This is a genomic window from Thiohalomonas denitrificans (genome assembly GCF_016841685.1).
Taxonomy (GTDB): domain Bacteria; phylum Pseudomonadota; class Gammaproteobacteria; order Thiohalomonadales; family Thiohalomonadaceae; genus Thiohalomonas; species Thiohalomonas denitrificans_A.
In genome coordinates this window covers 1-19785 of the sequence record NZ_JAENYR010000065.1, presented here as the reverse complement: position 1 = coordinate 19785, position 19785 = coordinate 1, and the positions used below count along the sequence as shown (strand labels likewise).

20 protein-coding genes are annotated in these 19785 nt (G+C 61.1%); 11 read left to right on the top strand and 9 right to left on the bottom strand.

The genetic code is table 11. From position 1 onward, the window contains the following. The first annotated feature begins 127 nt into the window (after positions 1–127). Positions 128–502, top strand: coding sequence for a PA2779 family protein (locus Q7L05_RS13200; RefSeq protein WP_303907477.1), 375 nt, complete (start codon positions 128–130; stop codon positions 500–502). Further along, complete coding sequence (locus Q7L05_RS13195; RefSeq protein ID WP_303907474.1) at positions 499–1401, top strand: PA2778 family cysteine peptidase; 903 nt, start codon at positions 499–501, stop codon at positions 1399–1401. The genes Q7L05_RS13200 and Q7L05_RS13195 overlap by 4 nt, the downstream gene beginning before the upstream one ends. A 235-nt stretch (positions 1402–1636) precedes the next feature. On the opposite strand, the gene Q7L05_RS13190 is transcribed toward Q7L05_RS13195, so the two are convergent. Beyond that, the gene (locus Q7L05_RS13190; protein ID WP_303907432.1) at positions 1637–2308 is read right to left on the bottom strand and encodes a DUF427 domain-containing protein; all 672 of its coding nucleotides are present in this window, start codon (positions 2306–2308) and stop codon (positions 1637–1639) included. 333 nt (positions 2309–2641) lie between these two features. Further along, entirely contained in the window at positions 2642–2947 is a 306-nt protein-coding gene (locus Q7L05_RS13185) for a cupin domain-containing protein (RefSeq protein ID WP_303907429.1), read from the bottom strand. 137 nt (positions 2948–3084) lie between these two features. Here Q7L05_RS13185 and msrB point away from each other — a divergent pair, with 137 nt between their 5' ends. The 3 genes from msrB to Q7L05_RS13170 all read left to right on the top strand — a co-directional run bounded on the left by msrB (position 3085) and on the right by Q7L05_RS13170 (position 4084). Beyond that, positions 3085–3501 carry a peptide-methionine (R)-S-oxide reductase MsrB gene (msrB, locus tag Q7L05_RS13180; RefSeq protein WP_303907426.1) on the top strand — a complete coding sequence of 139 codons (417 nt, stop codon included), beginning with the start codon at positions 3085–3087 and terminating at the stop codon, positions 3499–3501. Then, entirely contained in the window at positions 3485–3757 is a 273-nt protein-coding gene (locus Q7L05_RS13175) for a hypothetical protein (protein ID WP_303907423.1), read from the top strand. The genes msrB and Q7L05_RS13175 overlap by 17 nt, the downstream gene beginning before the upstream one ends. Before the next feature lie 138 nt (positions 3758–3895). Further along, positions 3896–4084: a hypothetical protein gene (locus Q7L05_RS13170; protein WP_303907421.1), complete on the top strand. Its 189-nt coding sequence runs from the start codon at positions 3896–3898 to the stop codon at positions 4082–4084. Between the two features lie 187 nt (positions 4085–4271). On the opposite strand, the gene Q7L05_RS13165 is transcribed toward Q7L05_RS13170, so the two are convergent. The 3 genes from Q7L05_RS13165 to Q7L05_RS13155 form a co-directional block, all read right to left on the bottom strand. Continuing rightward, the gene (locus tag Q7L05_RS13165; RefSeq protein WP_303907418.1) at positions 4272–4673 is read right to left on the bottom strand and encodes a CZB domain-containing protein; all 402 of its coding nucleotides are present in this window, start codon (positions 4671–4673) and stop codon (positions 4272–4274) included. A 358-nt stretch (positions 4674–5031) separates the two neighbouring features. Then, positions 5032–6720: an ExeM/NucH family extracellular endonuclease gene (locus tag Q7L05_RS13160; protein ID WP_303907414.1), complete on the bottom strand. Its 1689-nt coding sequence runs from the start codon at positions 6718–6720 to the stop codon at positions 5032–5034. A 32-nt stretch (positions 6721–6752) separates the two neighbouring features. Next, positions 6753–8693 carry a RecQ family ATP-dependent DNA helicase gene (locus Q7L05_RS13155; protein WP_303907411.1) on the bottom strand — a complete coding sequence of 647 codons (1941 nt, stop codon included), beginning with the start codon at positions 8691–8693 and terminating at the stop codon, positions 6753–6755. Positions 8694–8928: 235 nt separating this feature from the next. On the opposite strand from Q7L05_RS13155, the gene Q7L05_RS13150 reads away from it, so the two are divergent. Together Q7L05_RS13150 and Q7L05_RS13145 are read left to right on the top strand one after the other, a co-directional pair. Beyond that, positions 8929–10107: an amylo-alpha-1,6-glucosidase gene (locus Q7L05_RS13150; RefSeq protein ID WP_303907409.1), complete on the top strand. Its 1179-nt coding sequence runs from the start codon at positions 8929–8931 to the stop codon at positions 10105–10107. 49 nt (positions 10108–10156) lie between these two features. Next, positions 10157–11149, top strand: coding sequence for a glutathione S-transferase family protein (locus tag Q7L05_RS13145; protein WP_303907407.1), 993 nt, complete (start codon positions 10157–10159; stop codon positions 11147–11149). A gap of 62 nt (positions 11150–11211) precedes the next feature. Here the strand turns inward: Q7L05_RS13145 and tkt are convergent, their stop codons facing one another. Continuing rightward, positions 11212–13254: a transketolase gene (tkt, locus tag Q7L05_RS13140; RefSeq protein WP_303907404.1), complete on the bottom strand. Its 2043-nt coding sequence runs from the start codon at positions 13252–13254 to the stop codon at positions 11212–11214. A 159-nt stretch (positions 13255–13413) separates the two neighbouring features. Then, positions 13414–13623 carry a dodecin gene (locus Q7L05_RS13135; RefSeq protein ID WP_303907401.1) on the bottom strand — a complete coding sequence of 70 codons (210 nt, stop codon included), beginning with the start codon at positions 13621–13623 and terminating at the stop codon, positions 13414–13416. A gap of 125 nt (positions 13624–13748) precedes the next feature. On the opposite strand from Q7L05_RS13135, the gene Q7L05_RS13130 reads away from it, so the two are divergent. The 3 genes from Q7L05_RS13130 (at position 13749) to Q7L05_RS13120 (ending at position 17222) form a co-directional block, all read left to right on the top strand. After that, positions 13749–14939: an NnrS family protein gene (locus tag Q7L05_RS13130; RefSeq protein WP_303907399.1), complete on the top strand. Its 1191-nt coding sequence runs from the start codon at positions 13749–13751 to the stop codon at positions 14937–14939. Between the two features lie 407 nt (positions 14940–15346). Continuing rightward, positions 15347–16276 carry a hypothetical protein gene (locus Q7L05_RS13125; RefSeq protein WP_303907396.1) on the top strand — a complete coding sequence of 310 codons (930 nt, stop codon included), beginning with the start codon at positions 15347–15349 and terminating at the stop codon, positions 16274–16276. A 7-nt stretch (positions 16277–16283) separates the two neighbouring features. Continuing rightward, entirely contained in the window at positions 16284–17222 is a 939-nt protein-coding gene (locus Q7L05_RS13120) for a hypothetical protein (protein WP_303907393.1), read from the top strand. A 38-nt stretch (positions 17223–17260) separates the two neighbouring features. On the opposite strand, the gene mutH is transcribed toward Q7L05_RS13120, so the two are convergent. Then, positions 17261–17941, bottom strand: a complete 681-nt coding sequence (gene mutH / locus Q7L05_RS13115) for a DNA mismatch repair endonuclease MutH (RefSeq protein WP_303907390.1) — start codon at positions 17939–17941, stop codon at positions 17261–17263. Positions 17942–18049: 108 nt separating this feature from the next. On the opposite strand from mutH, the gene Q7L05_RS13110 reads away from it, so the two are divergent. Then, on the top strand, positions 18050–18640 hold the full coding sequence (locus Q7L05_RS13110; protein WP_303907388.1) for a malonic semialdehyde reductase: 591 nt from the start codon (positions 18050–18052) through the stop codon (positions 18638–18640). A 42-nt stretch (positions 18641–18682) separates the two neighbouring features. Here the strand turns inward: Q7L05_RS13110 and Q7L05_RS13105 are convergent, their stop codons facing one another. Continuing rightward, complete coding sequence (locus Q7L05_RS13105; RefSeq protein ID WP_303907385.1) at positions 18683–19597, bottom strand: cation diffusion facilitator family transporter; 915 nt, start codon at positions 19595–19597, stop codon at positions 18683–18685. Positions 19598–19785: the final 188 nt, after the last annotated feature.

Sequence of the window (19785 nt, the reverse complement as noted above, 5' to 3'; positions counted from 1 at the left end):
GCCGTTTGATTTTACTGGGCTCCCGCTTTCGCGGGAGTGACGAAAAATGAATTTTTAGAGGTTCGGCCTCAATAACAAACGGGGGAACATCATGAGGGGTATTCATCATTTGCGGCGCCCTCTTTCCATGCTGCTGTACATCGTATTTACCGTGTCATCGCTACAGATGCCGGCCGCTCAGGCGGCGATGATCGGGACCGACCGGGTTCTTTCCGAAACCGCTGCTGCGCAGTCTTCGCAGGCCCGCGACCGACTCGAGTCCCTGCTGGCCCGCGACGAGGTGGCGCAAAAGCTGGTCGAGTACGGGGTTGAGCCACAACAGGCCCGGGAGCGTATTGCCGGACTCACCAACAGCGAAGTACTGGAGCTTCAAGAGCGGATCGATACTCTGCCGGCGGGCGGCGACATCCTCGGTGTGGCTGCGCTGATCTTCATCGTGCTGATTATCACCGATGCGATCGGTGCAACCGACGTGTTTACCTTCGTCAACAAGGTCGAGTGATTCGACCTCTCATCCTCACCACCCTGGTGACGGGGCTGATCGGTTGTGCCGGAGCACCGACTCTGCCGGCTTCGGATGCGCCGCAGGCGCGGGTATCGGCACCGTTTTATCCGCAGACCCTGCATCACTGCGGTCCGGCGGCTCTCGCCTCGGTTCTGGGTTGGTCCGGTGCCGCGGCGACGCCGGAACAACTGGCGGAATGGGTCTATCTGCCGGGACGGGAGGGTGCCTTGCAGGCGGAGCTGCTGGCGGAGGGCCGTCGGCAGGGGCGGTTGACCTATCTCCTGGAGCCTTCGCTCGAAAGCCTGGTAGCGGAACTGCAGGCCGGACACCCAGTGCTGGTGCTCCAGAACCTGGCTTTCGGATGGGCTCCGCGCTGGCACTATGCGGTGGCAGTCGGCTACGACCTTGATGCCGGCATCATGGAACTGCATAGCGGCACCCGCCAGCGCTACCGCTCCAGCCTCGACACCTTCTATAGGACATGGAAGCGTGGCGGCCGCTGGGCGGTTGTTGTTCTGCCTCCCGAACAGTTACCGGCAACTGCCGAGTCGCAGCGTTACCTGCGTGCGGTGATCGATCTGGAAGTGGTGGGCCAGACTGCGGCGGCCAAAACGGGCTATAGGACAGCTTTGCAGCGCTGGTCCGACAGCACCCCGGCCAGGGTGGGACTCGCTTCGCTCCTCTACTGCGAGGGAGACCGGGCCGATGCGGAGCAGTTGCTGCGTGAGGCCCTCGCGACGGAGCCGACCAGTGTCCCTGTTCTCAACAATCTCGCCCATCTGCTGAATGAACGGGGCGAAAAGGCAGAGGCCGAGCGCCTTGCCCGTCGCGCCCTCCGGGAGCCGGGCCCGTGGCGCGATGATGTGCGGGCGACGCTGGAGGAGATCCTTCGCTGAGCTTTTGTCCGTAGGGCGCATTCTCGACACGCCCCCGCCGTGTTTCAAAAGCTGTCGTATTCGCGGGATCCCCATACCGGTGAAGGGCCCGGAAACAAATGCGCCGCAACTCCGATCGTTTGTCGAAACGGTGCATTTGGAGCATCTGGCCGTTTCCGGGGGCGATTCGTGATGCAGCCTCTCCGGTCGCTTGTGGTGCGGGCCGGTTGGAAGAATGCACCCTACGGGGCCTGAGCTATTCCACCAGCAACGAGTCCACCCGTTCGGGATAGAAGCAGACCAGGCCGGCGATGGCCGCCACTTCCTGAGTGGGATAGCGGTAGTACCAGCACACGTCATCAATGCTCTGTTCACCGATGCGCAGGGAGTAGTAGTGGGCCTCCCCCTTGTAGGGACAGCGGGTGACAGTGTCGCTGGGCTTCAGCCAATCGACGCGTGTGTCGATCAGCGGCAGATAGTAGCGGGTGGGCAGCCCGGTTTCGAACAGCAGGGTGGGGCGGCGGGTTTCGGCGATCACTTCACCCAGGGCTTCTATCCGAATAGAACGGGAACTGCGCACTACGTCGACGCGGACGAAGGGATCGCGAGGGTGGACAAAAACCTCCTCGTCCTCTTCCAGCCACATGTCCATTCGACCCCAGACGAATCCTATATAGCCCTGCTCTCCGGCATAGGCAGCGCGAAGGGCGCGATGACCGGGCACTTCCACATCCCAGACCACTGTCTTTCCTCCGGCACCGGTATCGACCAGGAGTCGGTGATCAACATCATCCGGCGGAAACCAGTAGAGCGGCGGGCGTCCTCCCCCATGCTCCAGCATGACCTGGTTGCTGTCCGCTACCGTGCGACCCCGGAGCAGAACCCGGATCCGCTTCGGTGACGCCATCCATTCGCGCGAATTGGTCATGTCGTTCCTCCCGTAGGGCGCATTCTCGATACGCCCCGACGTGTCTCAAAAGCCGCCGCATTCGCGGGATCCCCCATACCGTTGTGGGGCCCGGTAATAAATGCGCCGCAACTCCGATCGTTTGTCGAAACGGTGCATTTGGAGAATCTGGCCGTTCCCGGGGGCGATTCGTGATGCGGCGTCTCCGGTCGCTTGTGGTGCGGGCGGTTGGAAGAATGCACCCTACGGGGCCACGTAGGGGCATTCTCGACACGCCCCCAACGATTCGTAAAGCCGGTGCATTTACGGGGTCCCCCATGCCGTCGTGGGATCCGATAATAAATGCGCCGCCCGCTAGTACGCTGGTGGGGCATAGAAATTCAGCGTTAGCAAAGGGCCATCGGGTGATGCACTGACCTGGTGGGTCTCTCCGGCCTCTATTAGCAGCAACATTCCCGGGGTGAGCCCGACACTGGCATCTCCCACGGTGGCCTCTCCACTCCCCTGGAGGACATAGAGCCACTGGTCACTGCCGCTATGGCGGTTGTCCGCACCGCCGGTGGTCTCTCCGGCATCGAGGACCATGGTCGCGGCTTCCGAGCGGTCACTTTTACCGAGCACGTGGAACCCGCTTTCGGGCATGATGGTGTAGGTGCGCATAAACACTCCTCCGTTTATCCCAAAGTAGTACAAAGCGCTATCCTTCAAGTTAATCAGGGGTCATCTGGCCGCCAGGGGTTTTCCTCCGGCGCTTTGGCCCCATCTCCAAAGGTAAACGGGCAACGGTACCTTTAATAATGGCTGAACGCATCGAGAAAGACGAAGAGCAGTGGCGCGCCGAGCTGGACCCGGAGCAGTATCGAATACTCCGTGAGGCGGGCACCGAGCCCGCATTCACCGGCAAGTATTATCGGAATAAGGAAACCGGCATCTATCATTGCGGGGCGTGCGGTGCGGAGCTGTTCGGTTCCGACCAGAAATACGAGTCCGGCAGTGGCTGGCCGAGCTTCCGGACACCGGTTTCGAAGGATGCCCTGGAGACCCGAACGGATCGCAGTCACGGCATGACCCGCATCGAGGTGCGCTGCGCGCGCTGCGGTTCCCATCTCGGGCATGTCTTTGATGACGGGCCTGCGCCCACCGGACAGCGCTACTGTATCAACTCCGCAGCACTCGACTTCGAGCAGCGGGGTGGTGATGGCGCTGGAAGCTGACGTTCATTGGCGGCAGGGACCCGCAGGCGTTCCCGAGCCTGTGACCTTTCGCATCGCAGGCATCGAACGCTCCGTCGCCGCGGTTCTGGATCGCTGGCCTGGTTCCGAGATCGGTTATGTCAAAATCCGTGGCGAAGACGATGACCTCTATATCCTTCGCTATGAAGACGCAGGGAACCGATGGAGCATTATCTTCTACCAAAGCGACGAACCCCTGCCCGAGGGCATCGCTGGTGTGAAGCCTCATCTCGTTTAGCAGCTACAGACCGATAGACTGCTAAGATTCGGAGACGGAGCTCGGATTGAAGACTTTCCGGGATACCGTGCCGAGAGGCGAACCGTGACGGCTGCGTTGAGTGGTGGATCGGTTCAATTCGAAAACAAGGAGGTCATTATGTATTCAGGAACGCGATGGGCGGCTGCAATCATTCTGATGGCGATGTTTGCTATCGGGGGCTGCGAGCGCGAAGGGCCTGCCGAACAGGCTGGCGAGGAAGTCGATGAGGCCGTCGAGGAGACCGGTGAAGGGGTCGAGGAGCTGGGCGAAGGGGCCGAGGAACAGACCGACGGGATGCAGCAGTAAACGTGCGTTATCCGGAGCAAGTGCTACCGATTAGGGACAAGGGCCGGGTAAACCGGCCCCTGATCCATTTTATACACCAGCTCTCGTCTTCGGCGACACCGACACCCGCATATTCAACATTTTGCCGGGGTGGCCCTATCGATAAGTGCCGGGATCGGTTTGGTTGGGGCTCACCTCGTGGCCAATCTCATTCGTCGACTTCCGCGTGCACTTCCTCTTCCAGCAGGCCAATCTGGTCCAGCAAGGTTCGGGAGACACCGATCATTTCATCCAGTTTTTTCCGTGCCTGCTCCATTTCGCCTTTATCGACCAGTTCGTGAATCTGTGCATAGATGGCGTGCAGCATCTCGTGGGGGCTTGCGATATCCTCGAAGATCTGCAGATGGCCCAGACGCGCGGCTCCTTCACCATAGTACCATTGACCAAACTTACAATCGGTATGCTGCACCGGTGCTTTTTGCTCTTTAACTTCCACCCCGGCCACCATCCCCTGGGCGTAGGATCGCCAACGGATATGAGAGGATTTGGCCTTACGGATGATGCCCAGCATCTCTTTGCGGGTGCTCGTGTCGATGTTCCTCATGTTCATGCTGTCCCCCTTTTGATTTTGATTTTTTGAAATTGTAAGTCGATGCTATCCCTGTGGAAGTCAACGATCTTTAATAGGTTGATGCTGTAGCCGTTTGATTTTCTCAGCTGTCGTATTAGTTTCCTGGTTTCTTGAGCAGACGCCGATCCGTTTCTCCGCAACGGGCGTCAGCTGTGTTTCGTAACGCCCCCGGGTGAAGGTCACGCCACGATCTACCCGCTTTATGATTGCATATACTGGATATTTGCCAGCTTGACCTGGATCAGTGGTGATTTGATTTAAGTCATTTCTGTGCGGTCTGTCACAGAAAGCGCTTACCAGATCGAACCGCTCACTGGCCGTTCGATGGTATTGAGCTTCAATCGATTTGCGGATCAGCCAGATCCACAACAAGCGGGTCGTGGTCGGAGGAGCGATAGGGGGTGTCGGTCAACAGGTCCGGTTCGCCGTCATAGGCGAGAAAGGGCGGCTCGTCGGCATTGATGTGCCAGATCCTTACGCCGCGGACCCGCCGCGCCAACTTCGAGGTGGCCAGGGCGTAGTCCAGGTATCCCGATTCGCCCCGGTAGACATAGGTGTAGCGCTGGTCCTGCGGCACATGTGCGGCGACAAGATCGGTAAGCCCATCTTTTTTAAGCCTTCGTACCGGCGCTTCGTCGCCATAGGCGTTCACGTCTCCCGCCACCAGCCATTCGTCCACTCCCGTCTCGCGACTGATGGTGCGGGCAAACGCGATCAGTGCCTCTGCTTGTGCCATACGCCGGAGATTCCAGCAGCCCTGCCCCCTGTCCACATCGCCTGCCTTTGGACAGCCGGACTTCGACTTGAAGTGGATGGCGATGACGCCGAAGGGACGGGCACCTTTCCGCCGCGGCTTGAAGAGAGCGGCCAGCGGTGGTCTTGAGTGCACCGGCGCGAGGCTGCTGCGTGCCCTGTCCACCACCAGTCGATCTGCACGATAGACAAGTGCCGATCGGATGGCATCGTGTCCGCTGCCTCGGGGCGGCTCTACTGCGTGGTAGCGTGCGCCGGGCGGCGCATTCCGGTTGAGCTGTGTAACCAGTGTTTGCAGGGATTGCTCCCTGTTTTCGATTTCGGCAAGGGCCAGCACGTCCGCTTCCAGGGCCCGAATCGCTTCCAGCAGCTTTCCGGTCTGCCGCTTGTGTTCACGCCGGTTGTCCGCACCACGGCTACCGAGGGTGGTGAAGTAGTTTTCGACATTGAACACCGCCACACGCCAGCGGCCATTCGGGGCCTGCGGTGTTTCGGGGCGCGGATTGGTAGCTTGAAACGTGGGCGCCTCGGTCGGGTGGACGCGATATTCACCAAAGGCATAAGCCAGGATGCCCTCGATATTATCGACACGGCTCCCCGCCCGGCGAGTGCCGTCGGCGTCCAGATAGGGGATGGGCTGCGGCCGGGCCCGGTAGCTGCCGTCGTCCAGCAGGATACGTCGGCTTGCGTTTTTCCGACCTTCGATGCCGGGTGCCTGGGTGGGACGGAACAGGCGTCCGCCTTGTGAGAGGTCGAGGCTCCCGTAGCGCAGCAGATCGCCGTTGCCGGACACGGTGAGGGGCTGTGCCAGGCGCACCCGCAATCCTTCCAAACGGGCCAGTCGCTCTTCATCGGCGGGAAGATGGAGTACTGTGGACGTCGGGATTTTTGCCTCGCCGCAGTGAAGAATCGACTTTGGCCGGATGAGCTGGATCTGCCCCTTGTACTCCTTGACGCGTCCGGTGAGCTGAATGTGGTTGCCGGGCACCAGCTTTGTCCGCGCGTTTTTCCCCGGCTGCGGCGCATAGACGAAAATGCCGGCGGTAAGGTCCTCTTCGGCGGAGGGCCGCGCTTGAAGATAAAAGCCCCCCAGGCGGTCTCCACCGAGAAAGCTGCCGCTGACGATGCCCTCTACCGTGACTTCTTCGCCTGCCGGAATGCGTGGTGCCGTATAACCTTTGATGGCAGGAATGGAGGTGGTATCGACCGAAGGGCAATCGGCACCAGCTGCGAACGCTACCAGAAAAAGTGCAAGCAGGGCGGGTTTGAACAACCACGCCTTAACGGGATTTATGGTGGCTACCCTCATGCGTCGAGTCTGGCCGGGTCGGCCTCAAGTGACTGCGCCCACGACATCACCTGTCCGAACGGCACCTCCGCCAATGCACCGAATAGTGCATGCCCACTCAGCTTCGCCCGGCTCAGTCTCGGCGATGACACCCCGCACAGAAAACGCGCGATGATTCGCGGCGACATCAGTATGTCGCCTTTTTCTGCCAGCAACGGGACCAGTTTTTTGGCGAGGTCCGACGGGATGGCCGCCTCTTGCGGTTCGAGCAGTCGTGAGGTCTCGCCCCGGCATCCGCTGCATTGGCCGCAGGATGCCTCCAGGGTTTCGCCAAAGTGGGCGGCAAGAGCCGCGCTGCGGCACCCGTGCAGGGCAACCAGGTCGAGCACCTGTCGCAGACGCCCCATCTCGGCCTCTTCCCGTTTCAACAGGCGCTGGTGCAGCGCTGCGGCGAGGGCGCCAAGATCGTCCGGGCTCCGCAGGCGCCGGTAACGATGACGTACGCCGGCGGCCTTGACCTCCAGCATCCCCTGCTCGCCGAGCCAGTCCAGGGCACGGATCACCCGGTCGCGTGGGCAGTGCAGGGCAGTCGCTACGGCGCCCGGGTCCAGGCCGAGCCAGATGCGACCTTTTTTTGCTTGCCGGAACACTCCTTCCAGGAAGGTTTTCCGCTCCCCTTCGAAGCGGCTCAGGATCTCCCCGGAACTCAGCAGCGGCTTGAATTTATACTCGGAGTAAAACGGGGTGCCGCCCTCCAGCAGGCCGTCCAGTTCCAGATAGGTGAGTAGAGTGCGCAGCACCAGCGGGCGGACATCGTGGCGGGTGGAGAGTTCGTGCAGCGCGAGATCGAACTCGGGCTCCCGGGTGAACAGGTCGTGGATGAGTCCCTGTAGTGAATTCTCCTCCGGCGTGTCGCCGTAAATGAAGTTCTCCAGTACGTTGAGGTCGTCGCGACAGAACAGCAGGTGACAGCGGGAGGGCTGGCCGTCACGTCCGGCGCGGCCGATCTCCTGGGCGTAGTTCTCCAGGGACTTGGGCGGATTGTAGTGATAGACGTAACGGATGTCGGCCTTATCGACACCCATGCCGAAGGCGATGGTCGCCACCACTACGGCATGGTCGGAGGCCATGAACCACTCCTGCACCGCACTGCGCTGCTCGTCCTTCATGCCGGCATGGTAGGCGCGGGCCGGCCAGCCGGCAGCGGCGAGTTTCTCGGCGAGTGATTCGGCGCTCTTCTGGAGGGTGACGTAGATGATGGTGGGGCCGGGCGGATGGCTCTCCATTTCCTTCAGCAGCAGCGAATCCCGCTGCTGCACGCCGACCGGGGTGGTGATCAGTTGCAGGTTGGGACGGTAAAAGCCGGTGCGTATCGCGCACTCGGGGACGATATCGAACACCCGGCAGATATCCTCCAGCACCGGCGGTGTCGCGGTGGCGGTCAGCGCCAGCACACGCTCGCTCTCGATGTCGCGGGCAAAGCCGGCGAGCTTGAGGTAGTCGGGCCGGAAGTTGTGGCCCCACTCCGAGAGACAGTGGGCTTCGTCGACCGCGAACAGGGATACGCGTACCCGGGAGATGGCCTCACGGAAGCGTTCGTTGTTGAACCGCTCCGGGGCGACATAGAGCATGCGCAGCGTGCCGTCGCGCAGCTGTTCCATTACCGTGCGGTACTCGTCAGTGCTCAGGGTCGAGTCCAGCCGTCGGGCGGCGATGCCGCGCGCGGTGAGGGAATCGATCTGATCCTTCATCAGTGCGATGAGTGGCGAGACTACCAGAGTGACGCCGGGCAGCAGCAGGGCTGGCAGTTGATAGCAGAGGGATTTGCCGCCGCCGGTGGGAAAAACCGCTGCTGTGGACTTGCCGGCCAGCAGGTGTTGCATGACCGGCAGCTGGCCGGGAAGGAGTTCGTCGTAGCCGAAATACTGCTTGAGAGTGGCTTGAATCCGTTCAGGCATTACATACTCCTGTATTTTGAAAGGTCATCCATGCCCATTGTGCAGTCTTCATCGAAAAAGTCGAGGGATCGCGGTCGTAGGGCGCATTCTCCAAATCCGCCGTGACTCGATGACGGCCTGAAAGCCGACCTACAGCCTCGACCCTGTGTAGATCCAGGCAACCGCTTACCTGCTCACGATACGTTACTATGATGGGAGAGGCCCTTGCCGGCTAATTCACCATCCGGATGTTGCCATGAGTGATCTGCAACTACGTACGGCGGCCCATACCGCCGCGATTGAACTGTTAAGGAAAAACACCACTCCGGCGGGAGTGCTGGCAGCGTCACGCACTATGGAGGCGGAGGCGCGCCGTTATACACGGATCTTCGGCCGCGATGCGGCGATCTGCGCGCTGGGGATGGCGATCAGCGGCGATCCGGAATTGTTGCGGGGGGCGCGCGCGAGCCTGCTCACACTAGCGGAGCACCAGGCGGAGAATGGCCAGGTTCCCAAGTATGTCGATCCGGAAGGGGCGGAGCCGGACTTCTGGTACGTGGGCTGTATCGATGCCACCCTGTGGTGGCTGATCGCGGTGCGCTGGGTCGCCCGTCGGCTGCCTGAAGAGCGTCTGGAAGCGGAGCTGCGGCACCGCATCGATGCGGCGTTGCAATGGCTGCATTGTCAGGAACACCCGCGGTTGTTCCTCCTTCAGCAGAACGAGGCGAGTGACTGGGCGGATATCATGCCCCGCTCGGGTTACGTCCTCTACACCAACGCACTCTGGTATCACGTCAAGCAGTTGTTCGACTGGCCGCATGCCGAAGAGACCAAGTTTCATTTCAATCACCTGTTTTTCCCCTTTTCGCGGGAACGTCCCGACTACAGACGCCTGCGCTTGCTAACCGACTACGTACTGGATGCTTCGTGCGGAAGCAGTCTTTATCTCTCCTTTGTCAATCTCAGTTTTTGGGGAGAGGAGGGCGACGTGTTCGGCAATGTCCTGGCGGTATTGTTCGGTCTGGCCGATCCCGGCCCTGCCGAGCGGGTGGTGGAGACCCTGTCGCGGGTTGGGGTCGGCGTACCGTTTCCCGCGCGCAGCGTCTGTCGACCTCTCGAACCGGACGATTCGCTGTGGCGCTCCTACATGGACCGTCATCAGCAAAACCGCTCACATCAGTATCACAATGGAGGGGTCTGGCCCTTTATTGGCGGGTTCTGGGCGATGGCCCTCCTGCAGCTTGGTCGTCGCAGTGAGGCGGAGACGGCGCTAGAGGGGATTGCCGAGGCGGGACGTATCGGTAACTGGGGCTTTTTTGAGTGGTTTCACGGCCAAAACGCAGAGCCGAACGGCATGCGTGGCCAATCCTGGAATGCCGCCATGTATCTGTTGGCCGAGGCTGCGCTGGACAGGGGTATCGAATTGGATGTGTAACCTCGCGTTGTCCTGTTTTCGAAGAGTGTAATCAGAGAGGCAGTAGGCGATGCCGAAGGCGATGAAGGACGGCAAGTTGGTGGATGTGGAAGATTTCGGCGATGCCGATGATGAGGGGCATTTTCTTCGCCGTGCGAGCGTTTTCCATGATCGGGTCACCGCCGACGGCTCATCGGGATTCAGGGCCGAACCGGGGCGCTATCACCTCTATGTCTCCCATGCCTGCCCCTGGGCCCACCGTACGCTCATCGTCCGAAAGCTGAAAAAGCTCGAAGAGATCATCACGGTTTCGGTGGTCCATCCGCTGATGGGGCCAGAGAGCTGGCACTTCGGCGAGTGTGACGGCTGCACCGACGACCATCTGTTCGGGTCGCGCTATCTTCACGAGGTCTACACCCGAGCCAGAGCGGAATACACCGGCATTGTGACCGTCCCGGCGCTATTCGATCGCGAAACCGGAACCATCGTCAACAACGAGTCGGCGGAGATCCTCCGCATGTTCAATCGTGAATTCGATGCCTGGGGCGATGCCCGGCTGGACTTTTACCCGGAGAAACTGCGCCCGGCCATTGATGCCATCAACCGCGAGGTTTACGACAACGTCAATGACGGCGTCTACCGTGCCGGCTTCGCCCATAGTCAGCGGGCCTACGACGAAGCGGTGGAACCCCTGTTTACCACCCTGGACCGGCTTGAAAAGCAGCTTACGCATCAGCGCTTTCTGACGGGTGACAGCGTCACCGAAGCCGACTGGCGCCTGTTCACCACCCTGGTTCGTTTCGATGCGGTGTACTACGTGCACTTCAAGTGCAACCGCAAGCGGCTGGTGGACTACCCGAATCTCTGGAATTACACCCGCGACCTTTACCAGATGCCCGGCGTGGCCGAAACCGTTCGCCTCGATCATATCAAGCAGCATTACTACGGCAGTCATCCGCAGCTCAATCCCCGGGGTATCGTCCCTGCCGGACCCGATATCGACTTTTCCGAACCCCATGACCGCTACCGTCTTGTGCCGGAAGCGCTCGAACTGGGGATGTGACGCCGCACTGGAACAGCCCATAGGGCGGCATGTGGCCACCGGTGCATGAGTGGTGCGCCGTGTCAATCGGGCAACACCAGTCTTCTCGCCCGTTCCACGATGTGTCCGGCGGTGAACCCGAACTTTTCCAACAGCACGGGGCCCGGTGCGCTGGCGCCGAAATGGTCGAGGCCGATGACATCACCCTCGCAGCCGACCCATTCGAGCCAGCCCTGGGTGGCGCCGGCCTCAATGGCGATCCGCGGCCGTACCTCCGGTGGCAGCACTTCATCACGGTAGTCCGAAGACTGCGCGCGGAACAGTTCCCAGCTGGGCATGCTGACGACGCGGGCGTCGATGCCATTTTCGGTGCGCAGGTGCCCCTGGGCGGAGAGGGCCAGGTGAACCTCGGAGCCGGAGGCAATGAGGATCAGATCGGGTGTATCCTGTTCGGGGGAGAGGATATAGGCGCCATTGCTGACCCCTTCCGCGCGTGCCAGGTGGCGGCGATCGAAGACCGGCAGCTTCTGGCGCGTCAGCACCAGCAAGGTCGGGCCATCATGCCGCTCGACGGCGACCCGCCAGGCCTCGGTGGTCTCGCCGGCATCTGCCGGGCGGATCAGGGTGAGGTTCGGTATGGCGCGTAGTGAGGCCAGGTGCTCGACCGGCTGGTGAGTGGGTCCGTCCTCGCCGAGCCCGATGGAGTCGTGAGTCATCAGGTAGATGACTGGCTGCTTCATTAACGCCGCCAGGCGAATGGCCGGTCGGGCATAGTCGGTAAAGATTAGAAAGGTCGAGGCGAAGGGGCGCACGCCGCCGTGCAGGGCCATACCCGAACAGGCGCCGCACATGGCGTGTTCCCTCACGCCCCAGTGGATATTGCGGCCCTGTGGAGAGTGGGCCGAAAAATCGCCGCCGGCTACCAGCATCGCCTTGGTCGAGGAGGCCAGGTCGGCCGACCCGCCGAGCAATTCGGGTAGCTGGTCGGCGCAGGCATTCAGCACCTTGCCTGCCGCTGAACGTGTCGCCATCTGGCTCTGCTCCCCGGTAAAGTGCGGCAACCCGGCATCCCAGCCCGCGGGAAGCTCCCCGGCCCTGATTCGCTCAAAATGCCCGGCCAGTTCGGGCTGCTCCCGGCGCAAGCTCTCCAGCTGCAAATGCCACTGGCGTTCCGCCTCGGCGCCGCGCTCCCTGGCCTGTCCCATGTGCTGTTTGACCCGGTCGGGCACCAGAAAATGGGCAGTTTCGGGCCAGTCGTAGGCGTTTTTGGCGGCGCGCACTTCATCCTCCCCCAGCGGCGAGCCGTGTGCCGCTGCGGTATCGCGGGCGTTGGGGGCGCCCTCGGCGATATGGGAGCGGACAATGATCAGGGATGGGCGCCCGGCGACGTTGTCCGCCAGTTGAAAGGCGGCATGCAGCGCCTCGACGTCGTTGGCGCGCTCAGCCAGGTTCTGTACGTGCCAGTGGTAGCCTCCGAAACGGCCGGCCACATCATCGGAATAGGCGATCTCGGTACGCCCGTCGATGGAGATATGGTTATCGTCATAGAGGACGATCAGCTTGCCGAGGCCCAGGTGACCGGCCAAAGAGGCCGCTTCATGGGAGGCGCCCTCCATCAGGTCGCCGTCGCTGGCGAAGACCCAGGTCCGGTGGTCGACGATAGTGTGGCCGTCGCGATTGAATTTGGCCGACAGGTGCGCCTCTGCGATGGCCATGCCCACTGCATTCATCAGACCCTGCCCGAGGGGACCGGTGGTGGTCTCCACACCAGGGGTGACGCCATGTTCGGGATGTCCCGGCGTCCGGCTCCCCCACTGGCGGAAGTTGCGGATCTCCTCGAGCGGCAAATCATAGCCGGTCAGGTGCAGCAGACCATAGAGCAGCATGGAGGCATGCCCTGCGGAGAGTACAAAGCGGTCGCGGTCGAACCACCGGGGATTAGCAGGATTGTGTTTGAGCAGCCGTTGCCAGAGTACGTAGGCCGCCGGCGCCAGGGCCATGGGTGTGCCGGGATGGCCGGAATTGGCCTGCTCCACTGCGTCCATCGCCAGCGTGCGGATCGTAGCGATGCTGACCTTGTCGACGGGGTCCTGTTCGAGCGTGCTGCCAAACGCCTCATCGTTCATGGAAGAGACCTCCCGGTTCGGGTGTGTCTCGAGACCAGCAGCCTGTCGAACGTGACCATCGTGGCGAGGGAAAGCTGGTTCGAGACAGATTTTTCGGCCAAATTCGGCTTTCGCCGTAACTTCGGCAGGCTGCCTGCTCTTGCCGAGCGCCGGGCCGGGTCACTCTTCCAATCGGAAACCGACTTTGATCGTGACCTGCCAGTGCGCTACCTGGCCCTGTTCGATATGCCCGCGGGTTTCGACCACCTCAAACCATGCGAGGTGTTTTAAGGTCTTTGACGCGCGTTCGAGGGCATTGCGAACGGCATCATCGCTGCCCTGGGTGGAGGAACCGACGATTTCGACCAGCTTGTAGGTGTGTTCGGACATAACGTGCTCTCCTTTTTGCGATCAGAGTACCAAAAATCGGGTGTGAGACAGTCGCTTGACCGGTGTCAATGTCGAGCGAGAACCGATTCGCTAGGCTTTGGCAAAGTTTAGCCCTAAGGATTTCCATGGCCATTTCCAATGTTAATGAGCCTCGGTCCGCCGAGCCGCGCGGTTTCGCTCTGTTTGCACTCGGTTTTCGCCCCTTTTTTCTTGCCGCCGGATGGTCCGCAGTTATCCTGGTGCCACTCTGGGCCGCTGTGTTCCTGGGCTGGATTGACGTGGATAGTCGCTATGGCGCCTATAGCTGGCATGCCCATGAGATGATATTCGGCTATGCCATCGCCGTCATTGCCGGGTTCCTGCTCACCGCAGTGCGCAATTGGACCTCGCAGGACACCGCCACCGGCTTCTGGCTGGGGCTCCTGGCTTTGCTATGGCTTGCAGGGCGCATACTGCCTTTCACGCCGCTGCAGCCACTCCTGATTGCCGGGGTGGACCTGCTCTTTTTGCCCGCGCTGGCGATAGCGATCGGCATTCCGCTCTCGCGCGTCAAGCAGCCGCAGAATTTGGTGTTTCCGGTTTTGCTGATGCTGCTGATGGGCGCCAACCTGCTAATACACCTTGCCGTTTTTGCCGGAATGGATACATGGCGCACGGGGATCGATCTGGCCATCGGTCTGGTAATACTGGTGATCATCGTTGTTGGCGGACGAGTGGTGCCGTTTTTCATCGAACGGGGACTGCCGGGTACTCAGGCGCCGAAGTGGCCGAAACTCGAAATCCTCGTCTTCGTCACCGCCGCTGTCTGGCTGGTAACGAAACTCCTGGCGCCGGCATCACCCTGGCTGGCCATAGCTGCCGGGGTGGCGGCGTGCGTCCACGGTATCCGGATAGGGCTCTGGTATACGCCCCGGATCTGGGGTGTGCCGCTTCTGTGGGTGCTCTATCTCGGTTTCGTGTGGCTGATCATCGGATTTCTGCTTGATGCGCTGGCCGGGTTCGGCACGGTTGCTCCCACCCTGGCCCTGCATGCCTATACCGCAGGCACCATTGGCACACTGACACTGGGCATGATGGCCCGTGTTTCGCTGGGGCACACCGGTCGCGATATGCAGTCGGCCAGCGCTATCAATGTCGCCTTTGCGTTGATCAACATTGCGGCCCTGTTTCGAATTCTCGTGCCGCTGGTGTTTCCGGAGGCCTACAGTACCTGGATTGGTTTCGCCTCGATTTTCTGGATGGTGACTTTCCTTCTGTTCGTGGGCGTCTATACCTCCATCCTTATCCGTCCTCGAGTCGATGGGCAGCCGGGCTGACTCTCAAGACGAGAGGGCTCTGTTTTTGAACCGGCCTGAGCCTCTTGCATGCCGGTGTTCGGCAATTAACGGCAAGAGAGTTCGATCTTCCTACCGCTGTCGAACAGCTGGTCCGAGATCGATCAAAACGGTGACGGTAGCAACCGCAGTGAATTTGCGGCATTCGAACAGATAGTGTTCAATGGCAGGAGTATCCCGCCGGGTGGTGAAGGGCGGCAACAGCAGCCGAGTGTGTATCGAGCCGATCCCGACTGACTGATTCCGCGATGCAGCATCTGGCAGGCCCTGATCGAACCGACTGCCCGTCAGGCTCGGGTGCGAATTATCAGGGGCGATTTTCTGCGCCAGATTGAGTTAAGCTGGAAAACATCATTGGTGGAGGGGAAATCGCTTCCCTCGAGGGTGGCATGCTCGATTTTGAAAAGAATTTCAGCCGCGGCGTACTCATTCAATTGGCGATCGTGGCGGTATTGGTGGCGGCCCTGCTGGCGGCCAGTCTCGACTTCCTTACCGAAATCTATCTGGTTCAGCAGTTAACGCGCACCGGATATCTGATCAATGGCGGTATCCTGGGGCTGTTCCTGCTGGGCCTCGCACGGGTGGTGACCGGACTGGCTCGCTACATGCGCGAAGAGCAGGCCATTCAGCAGTTTGCAGCAGCGCAGGAAGCAGAGGTGCCCGACCCGGCCGCCGAACTCTCCCCAAGACGTCTCGTGGTCCAACGCTACGAGACCGTTCTCAAGCTAAGCCGCCAGAGCGCCCCCATTCATCATGCTGCACTGGCGTCGGCGCTGGTGGCTCGGGAGAGCACCACCATCAGCCTGCCTAAGTTCATCAACAATATCCTCATTCTGACTGGCGTCTTCGGGACCATCGTCTCGCTCTCCATAGCGCTGGTGGGCGCCTCGAATGTCATTGGCGGACCTTCGCAGGAACTCGGGGATATGAGCCTGGTGATTCATGGCATGTCCACGGCCCTTTCCACCACCATTACCGCGATTGTCGCCTACCTGCTCTACGGCTATTTCTACTTGAAGCTGACCGATGCCCAGACTCACGTGTTGAGCGGTATCGAACAGGTGACCTCGATGCATCTGCTGCCGCGCTACGCCCACACGTCGGACAATTTGGTGCATCAGGTTGCCGGGCTGGTAAAAAAGCTGCAGGAGGTGGCCGACGGTATGCGCAGCGTCCAGTTCGACTACGCCGAGTCCGGGAGCCAGCTGCACAACCTGCTGGCCTCGTTGAACCTGCGGGTCAAGCCCGTTTCGGAGGACCTGAAGAGCATCAAGCATACCCTTCGCGAGGGCTTCCGCCTGCGCGATACCAGCGACTGAGCGAACTATGGATTCACAGGGCTTCGTTGACCTGCGCCAGAACGGCCATGCCCAGGGGTTGGGGGAGAGTTTCTGGCCATCGTTCACAGACATCATGATGGTGGTGGTGATGATTTTCATCATCACCAGTACCGTACTGATCGTGCGCAATTGGGAATTGGTCGTGGAACTGCAGAATACGGTGACCGCCGAGCGTGAGGCGGCAGCCCTGGCGGCCAGTCGGAAAGAGACCAATGAGAGCCTCGAGTCACAACTGGTGCGGCTGCAGTCGCAGTTATCCGAGGCGCACATCCGTAACCTTCGGCTGTCCGAGCAGAATAGCGAGAACCAGCAGGCACTGGCCGCCCGGGAACAGAGGATTCTGAGCCTTGGCGCCGAAAACCAGCAATTGGAAAGCCGCCGGCAGGCACTTGAGCGGCGCACGGCGGCGTTGAGCCGGGACCTGGAGCGAACCAGCGCTGAACGGGAAACCCTGCAGGCCCAGTACGAGGAGCGCGGAGAGCGCATCGAGCGTATCAACGCGCAACTGCAGCAACTGGAAGAGACACTCAGTAAGCGTCTGGCGGAGCTTGGCACCATCCGCAGGGAGCGGGCCACTGCCCGGCAGCAACTCGCCGGCCTGAAAGCAGACTACGAAATCCTCGATGCGAAATACCAGGAGCTCATCAAGCCGGCCCGAACGGCGGAGGACAGGCAGGTGGTCGCGGTACGCTACCAACGGGTCGACGGAACGCCTCGAATTCAGCTGCGGGAACCGGGGGAGATCGCCTTTGCCGAACTCTCGAAAGCCGAACTGCACCAGCGTCTGACGGTACTCAAGAACCGCCACGAAAAGGATTTGTACGTCAAAATCATCATCCCCTCGGACAGCGGGCTGTCCTACAACGAGGCCTGGTCCTTCACCCAGAATCTCCTCAGCCGATACGATTACTACTATCAGGATTAGCGGCCACTGGAGGCCGTGCCTGCGCTCAGGCCTGCCCGCTAGCCGAAGTGCTGCTGCAGAATGGCGCGCGTGAACGAGGGCCGCAGGTAAAAGCCACGGGGGTTAGTCAGGATTCGCTCGCCTTCGGGACCGATGGCCGCTGCCATGGTGCGGGCGTTGGCTGCCTTCGGGCGGATTTGCAGCGCCCGACCGAAGCGAGCGGTGATGCTCTCCAGCTGCCCCAGACAGACCATCTCCATCAACTCCTCCCAATCGGTCCGCAGGATGGACTCCTGCCCGGGATCAGGGCTCCAGAGAAAAGGGGTGCCAAGGCGCCGTTCCGGAAGCGATAAGTCGCGTTCGGCCTCCACCGGCACCCACAGGACCCGTGCCAGTTTCCGGCGCGCCCAGCTGGTCGCCCAAGTCTCGCCGATGCCCTGTTCCAGAGGCACCGTGCAGACGTATGTCGATTCGCGGGGCCGACCTTTAAAGTCCAGGGGAACGGTTTTCATCTCCACACCGATGGTCCGGAAGTCCGGCTCGGCCAGCGAGGCTGCGTCGGCACCCAGCACCGCCTCGACGAGCTGGCCAACCCAGCCTTTGGCCCGGCGCAGATCGTCGGGGATCTCTACTCCAATCTGCGTTGCCAGTTGCCCCAGGCTCCGACCTGCAACGGCACGGCAGCGCTCCATAAGTTCGGCTTCGCTGGTAGGTGGCGGAGGCAAATCCGGATTGCTCATGGGCCGGATTATGCGGACGCTTCCCGTCGGTGTCGAGATAACCGTCGTTCCAGATGTCCGATGCCAGTGGTTTATAGTTACGGGACATCTGTGAGAATGGAGGCATTCATGACCGGAACCTTGGATGAACAGGCCCTTGAGACCCTTTTTCGTGGGGCGCGGAGCTTCAGCTACTGGCAGGACAAGCCGGTCAGCGATGAACAGCTTCATGCCATCTATGACCTGATGAAGAGGGGCCCGACCAGCGCCAACTGTTTGCCGGCGCGGCTGGTGTTCGTGAAAAGCACCGAAGCCAAGGAGCGCCTGAAGCCCAGTCTGGCAGAGGGCAATGTCCACAAGTCGATGAATGCACCGGTGGTCGCCATCATCGGCATGGACCTGGAGTTCTATGAGAAGTTGCCCCGCCTTTTTCCCCATTCCGATGCCCGCTCGTGGTATGCAGGTAAACCCGAAAAGATCTACGAAACGGCGTTTCGGAACAGCTCGCTGCAGGGCGCCTACTTCCTGCTGGCGGCGCGCAGCCTGGGGCTCGACTGCGGCCCGATGTCGGGGTTCGACAGTGAAAAACTGGATGCGGCGTTTTTCCCGGAAGGGACCATTAAATCGAACTTTATCTGCGCCATCGGCTACGGGGATGCGAGTCGTCTGCATGCCCGTGGGCCGCGACTGGAATTTGAAGAGGCCTGCCGCATTTTATAGCAGGGCCCGTCGTGACCCCGGGGATATCCGGCGCATGCCACGTCAATGGCCCTGGCCCGTGTCTTCAGGGCTTCCCGGGTACAGGATGTGGAAGCCGGTCTCCGGCTGAATCGTGGTGTGGTCGATCCCGAATTCCTCCCGGAGAAGCCCATTGAGCTGCTCGAGTGCGCTCTCCCAGTGCTGCAGCCCGTCCAGCACGACATGGGCGGAAAGCGCGATGGAGCCGGAGGAGAGTGTCCAGATATGGAGGTCGTGGACCGATTGGACATGGTCGATTTTCGCCATCGCCCGGCCCACCTGCGGCAGTTCGATACCGAACGGCACTCCTTCAAGGACGACATGCAGGCTGTCGCGAAGCAGACGCACAGTGGAGATCAGAATCAGCAGGCAGACCAGTAATGCCAGAATCGGGTCGATAGGTGTCCAGCCGGTAAAGACAATCACCGCGCCCGACGTGAGCGCCGCCACCGAACCCAGCAGATCGCTCATGACGTGCAGCAGGGCGCCCCGGATATTCAGGTTTTGCTCCCCGTGTCCCAGGATCCAGGCCACCAGCAGGTTGATGGCCAGCCCCACGGCGGCAATCAGCATCACCGTGCCGCCCTGGACCTCGGCAGGTGCCTGGAAGCGTTGAATGGCGGCCCATCCGATCCCACCTACCACCCCCAGCATTAGCAGTGCATTGACCAGGGCAGCGACAACCTCCATGCGACCGAACCCGTAAGAGTGCCGGAACGAGGGCGGCTGCCTGATTGCCCAGGCCGCCAGCGCCGCCAGTCCCAGGGCGAACGAATCGCTGAGCATGTGCCCTGCATCTCCCAGCAGAGCCAGTGAACCGGAAATCCAGCCGCCCAGCGCCTCTACGAAGGCGAAGCTCAGTGTGAGGCCGAGAGCCGCTGTCAGCCGCCCTCCGGCACCGGGCCCGTAGTGTGCATGATCGTGTTCGTGTCCAGGCATGGGGATTGGCTCCTGATGAACTTGCGCTCGCTGTCATTACCAGGAGCCCCGGCGATGAAGCGAGCCCTAACTCCCAACAGCGAGATTGCCGCTCCTCCTGAAGAACTTGTCCCCGCTGTCATTACGAGGAGCTCCGGCGACGAAGTAATCTCCTGCTCCCAAAACCCCAGATTGCCGCGTCGCTGGGG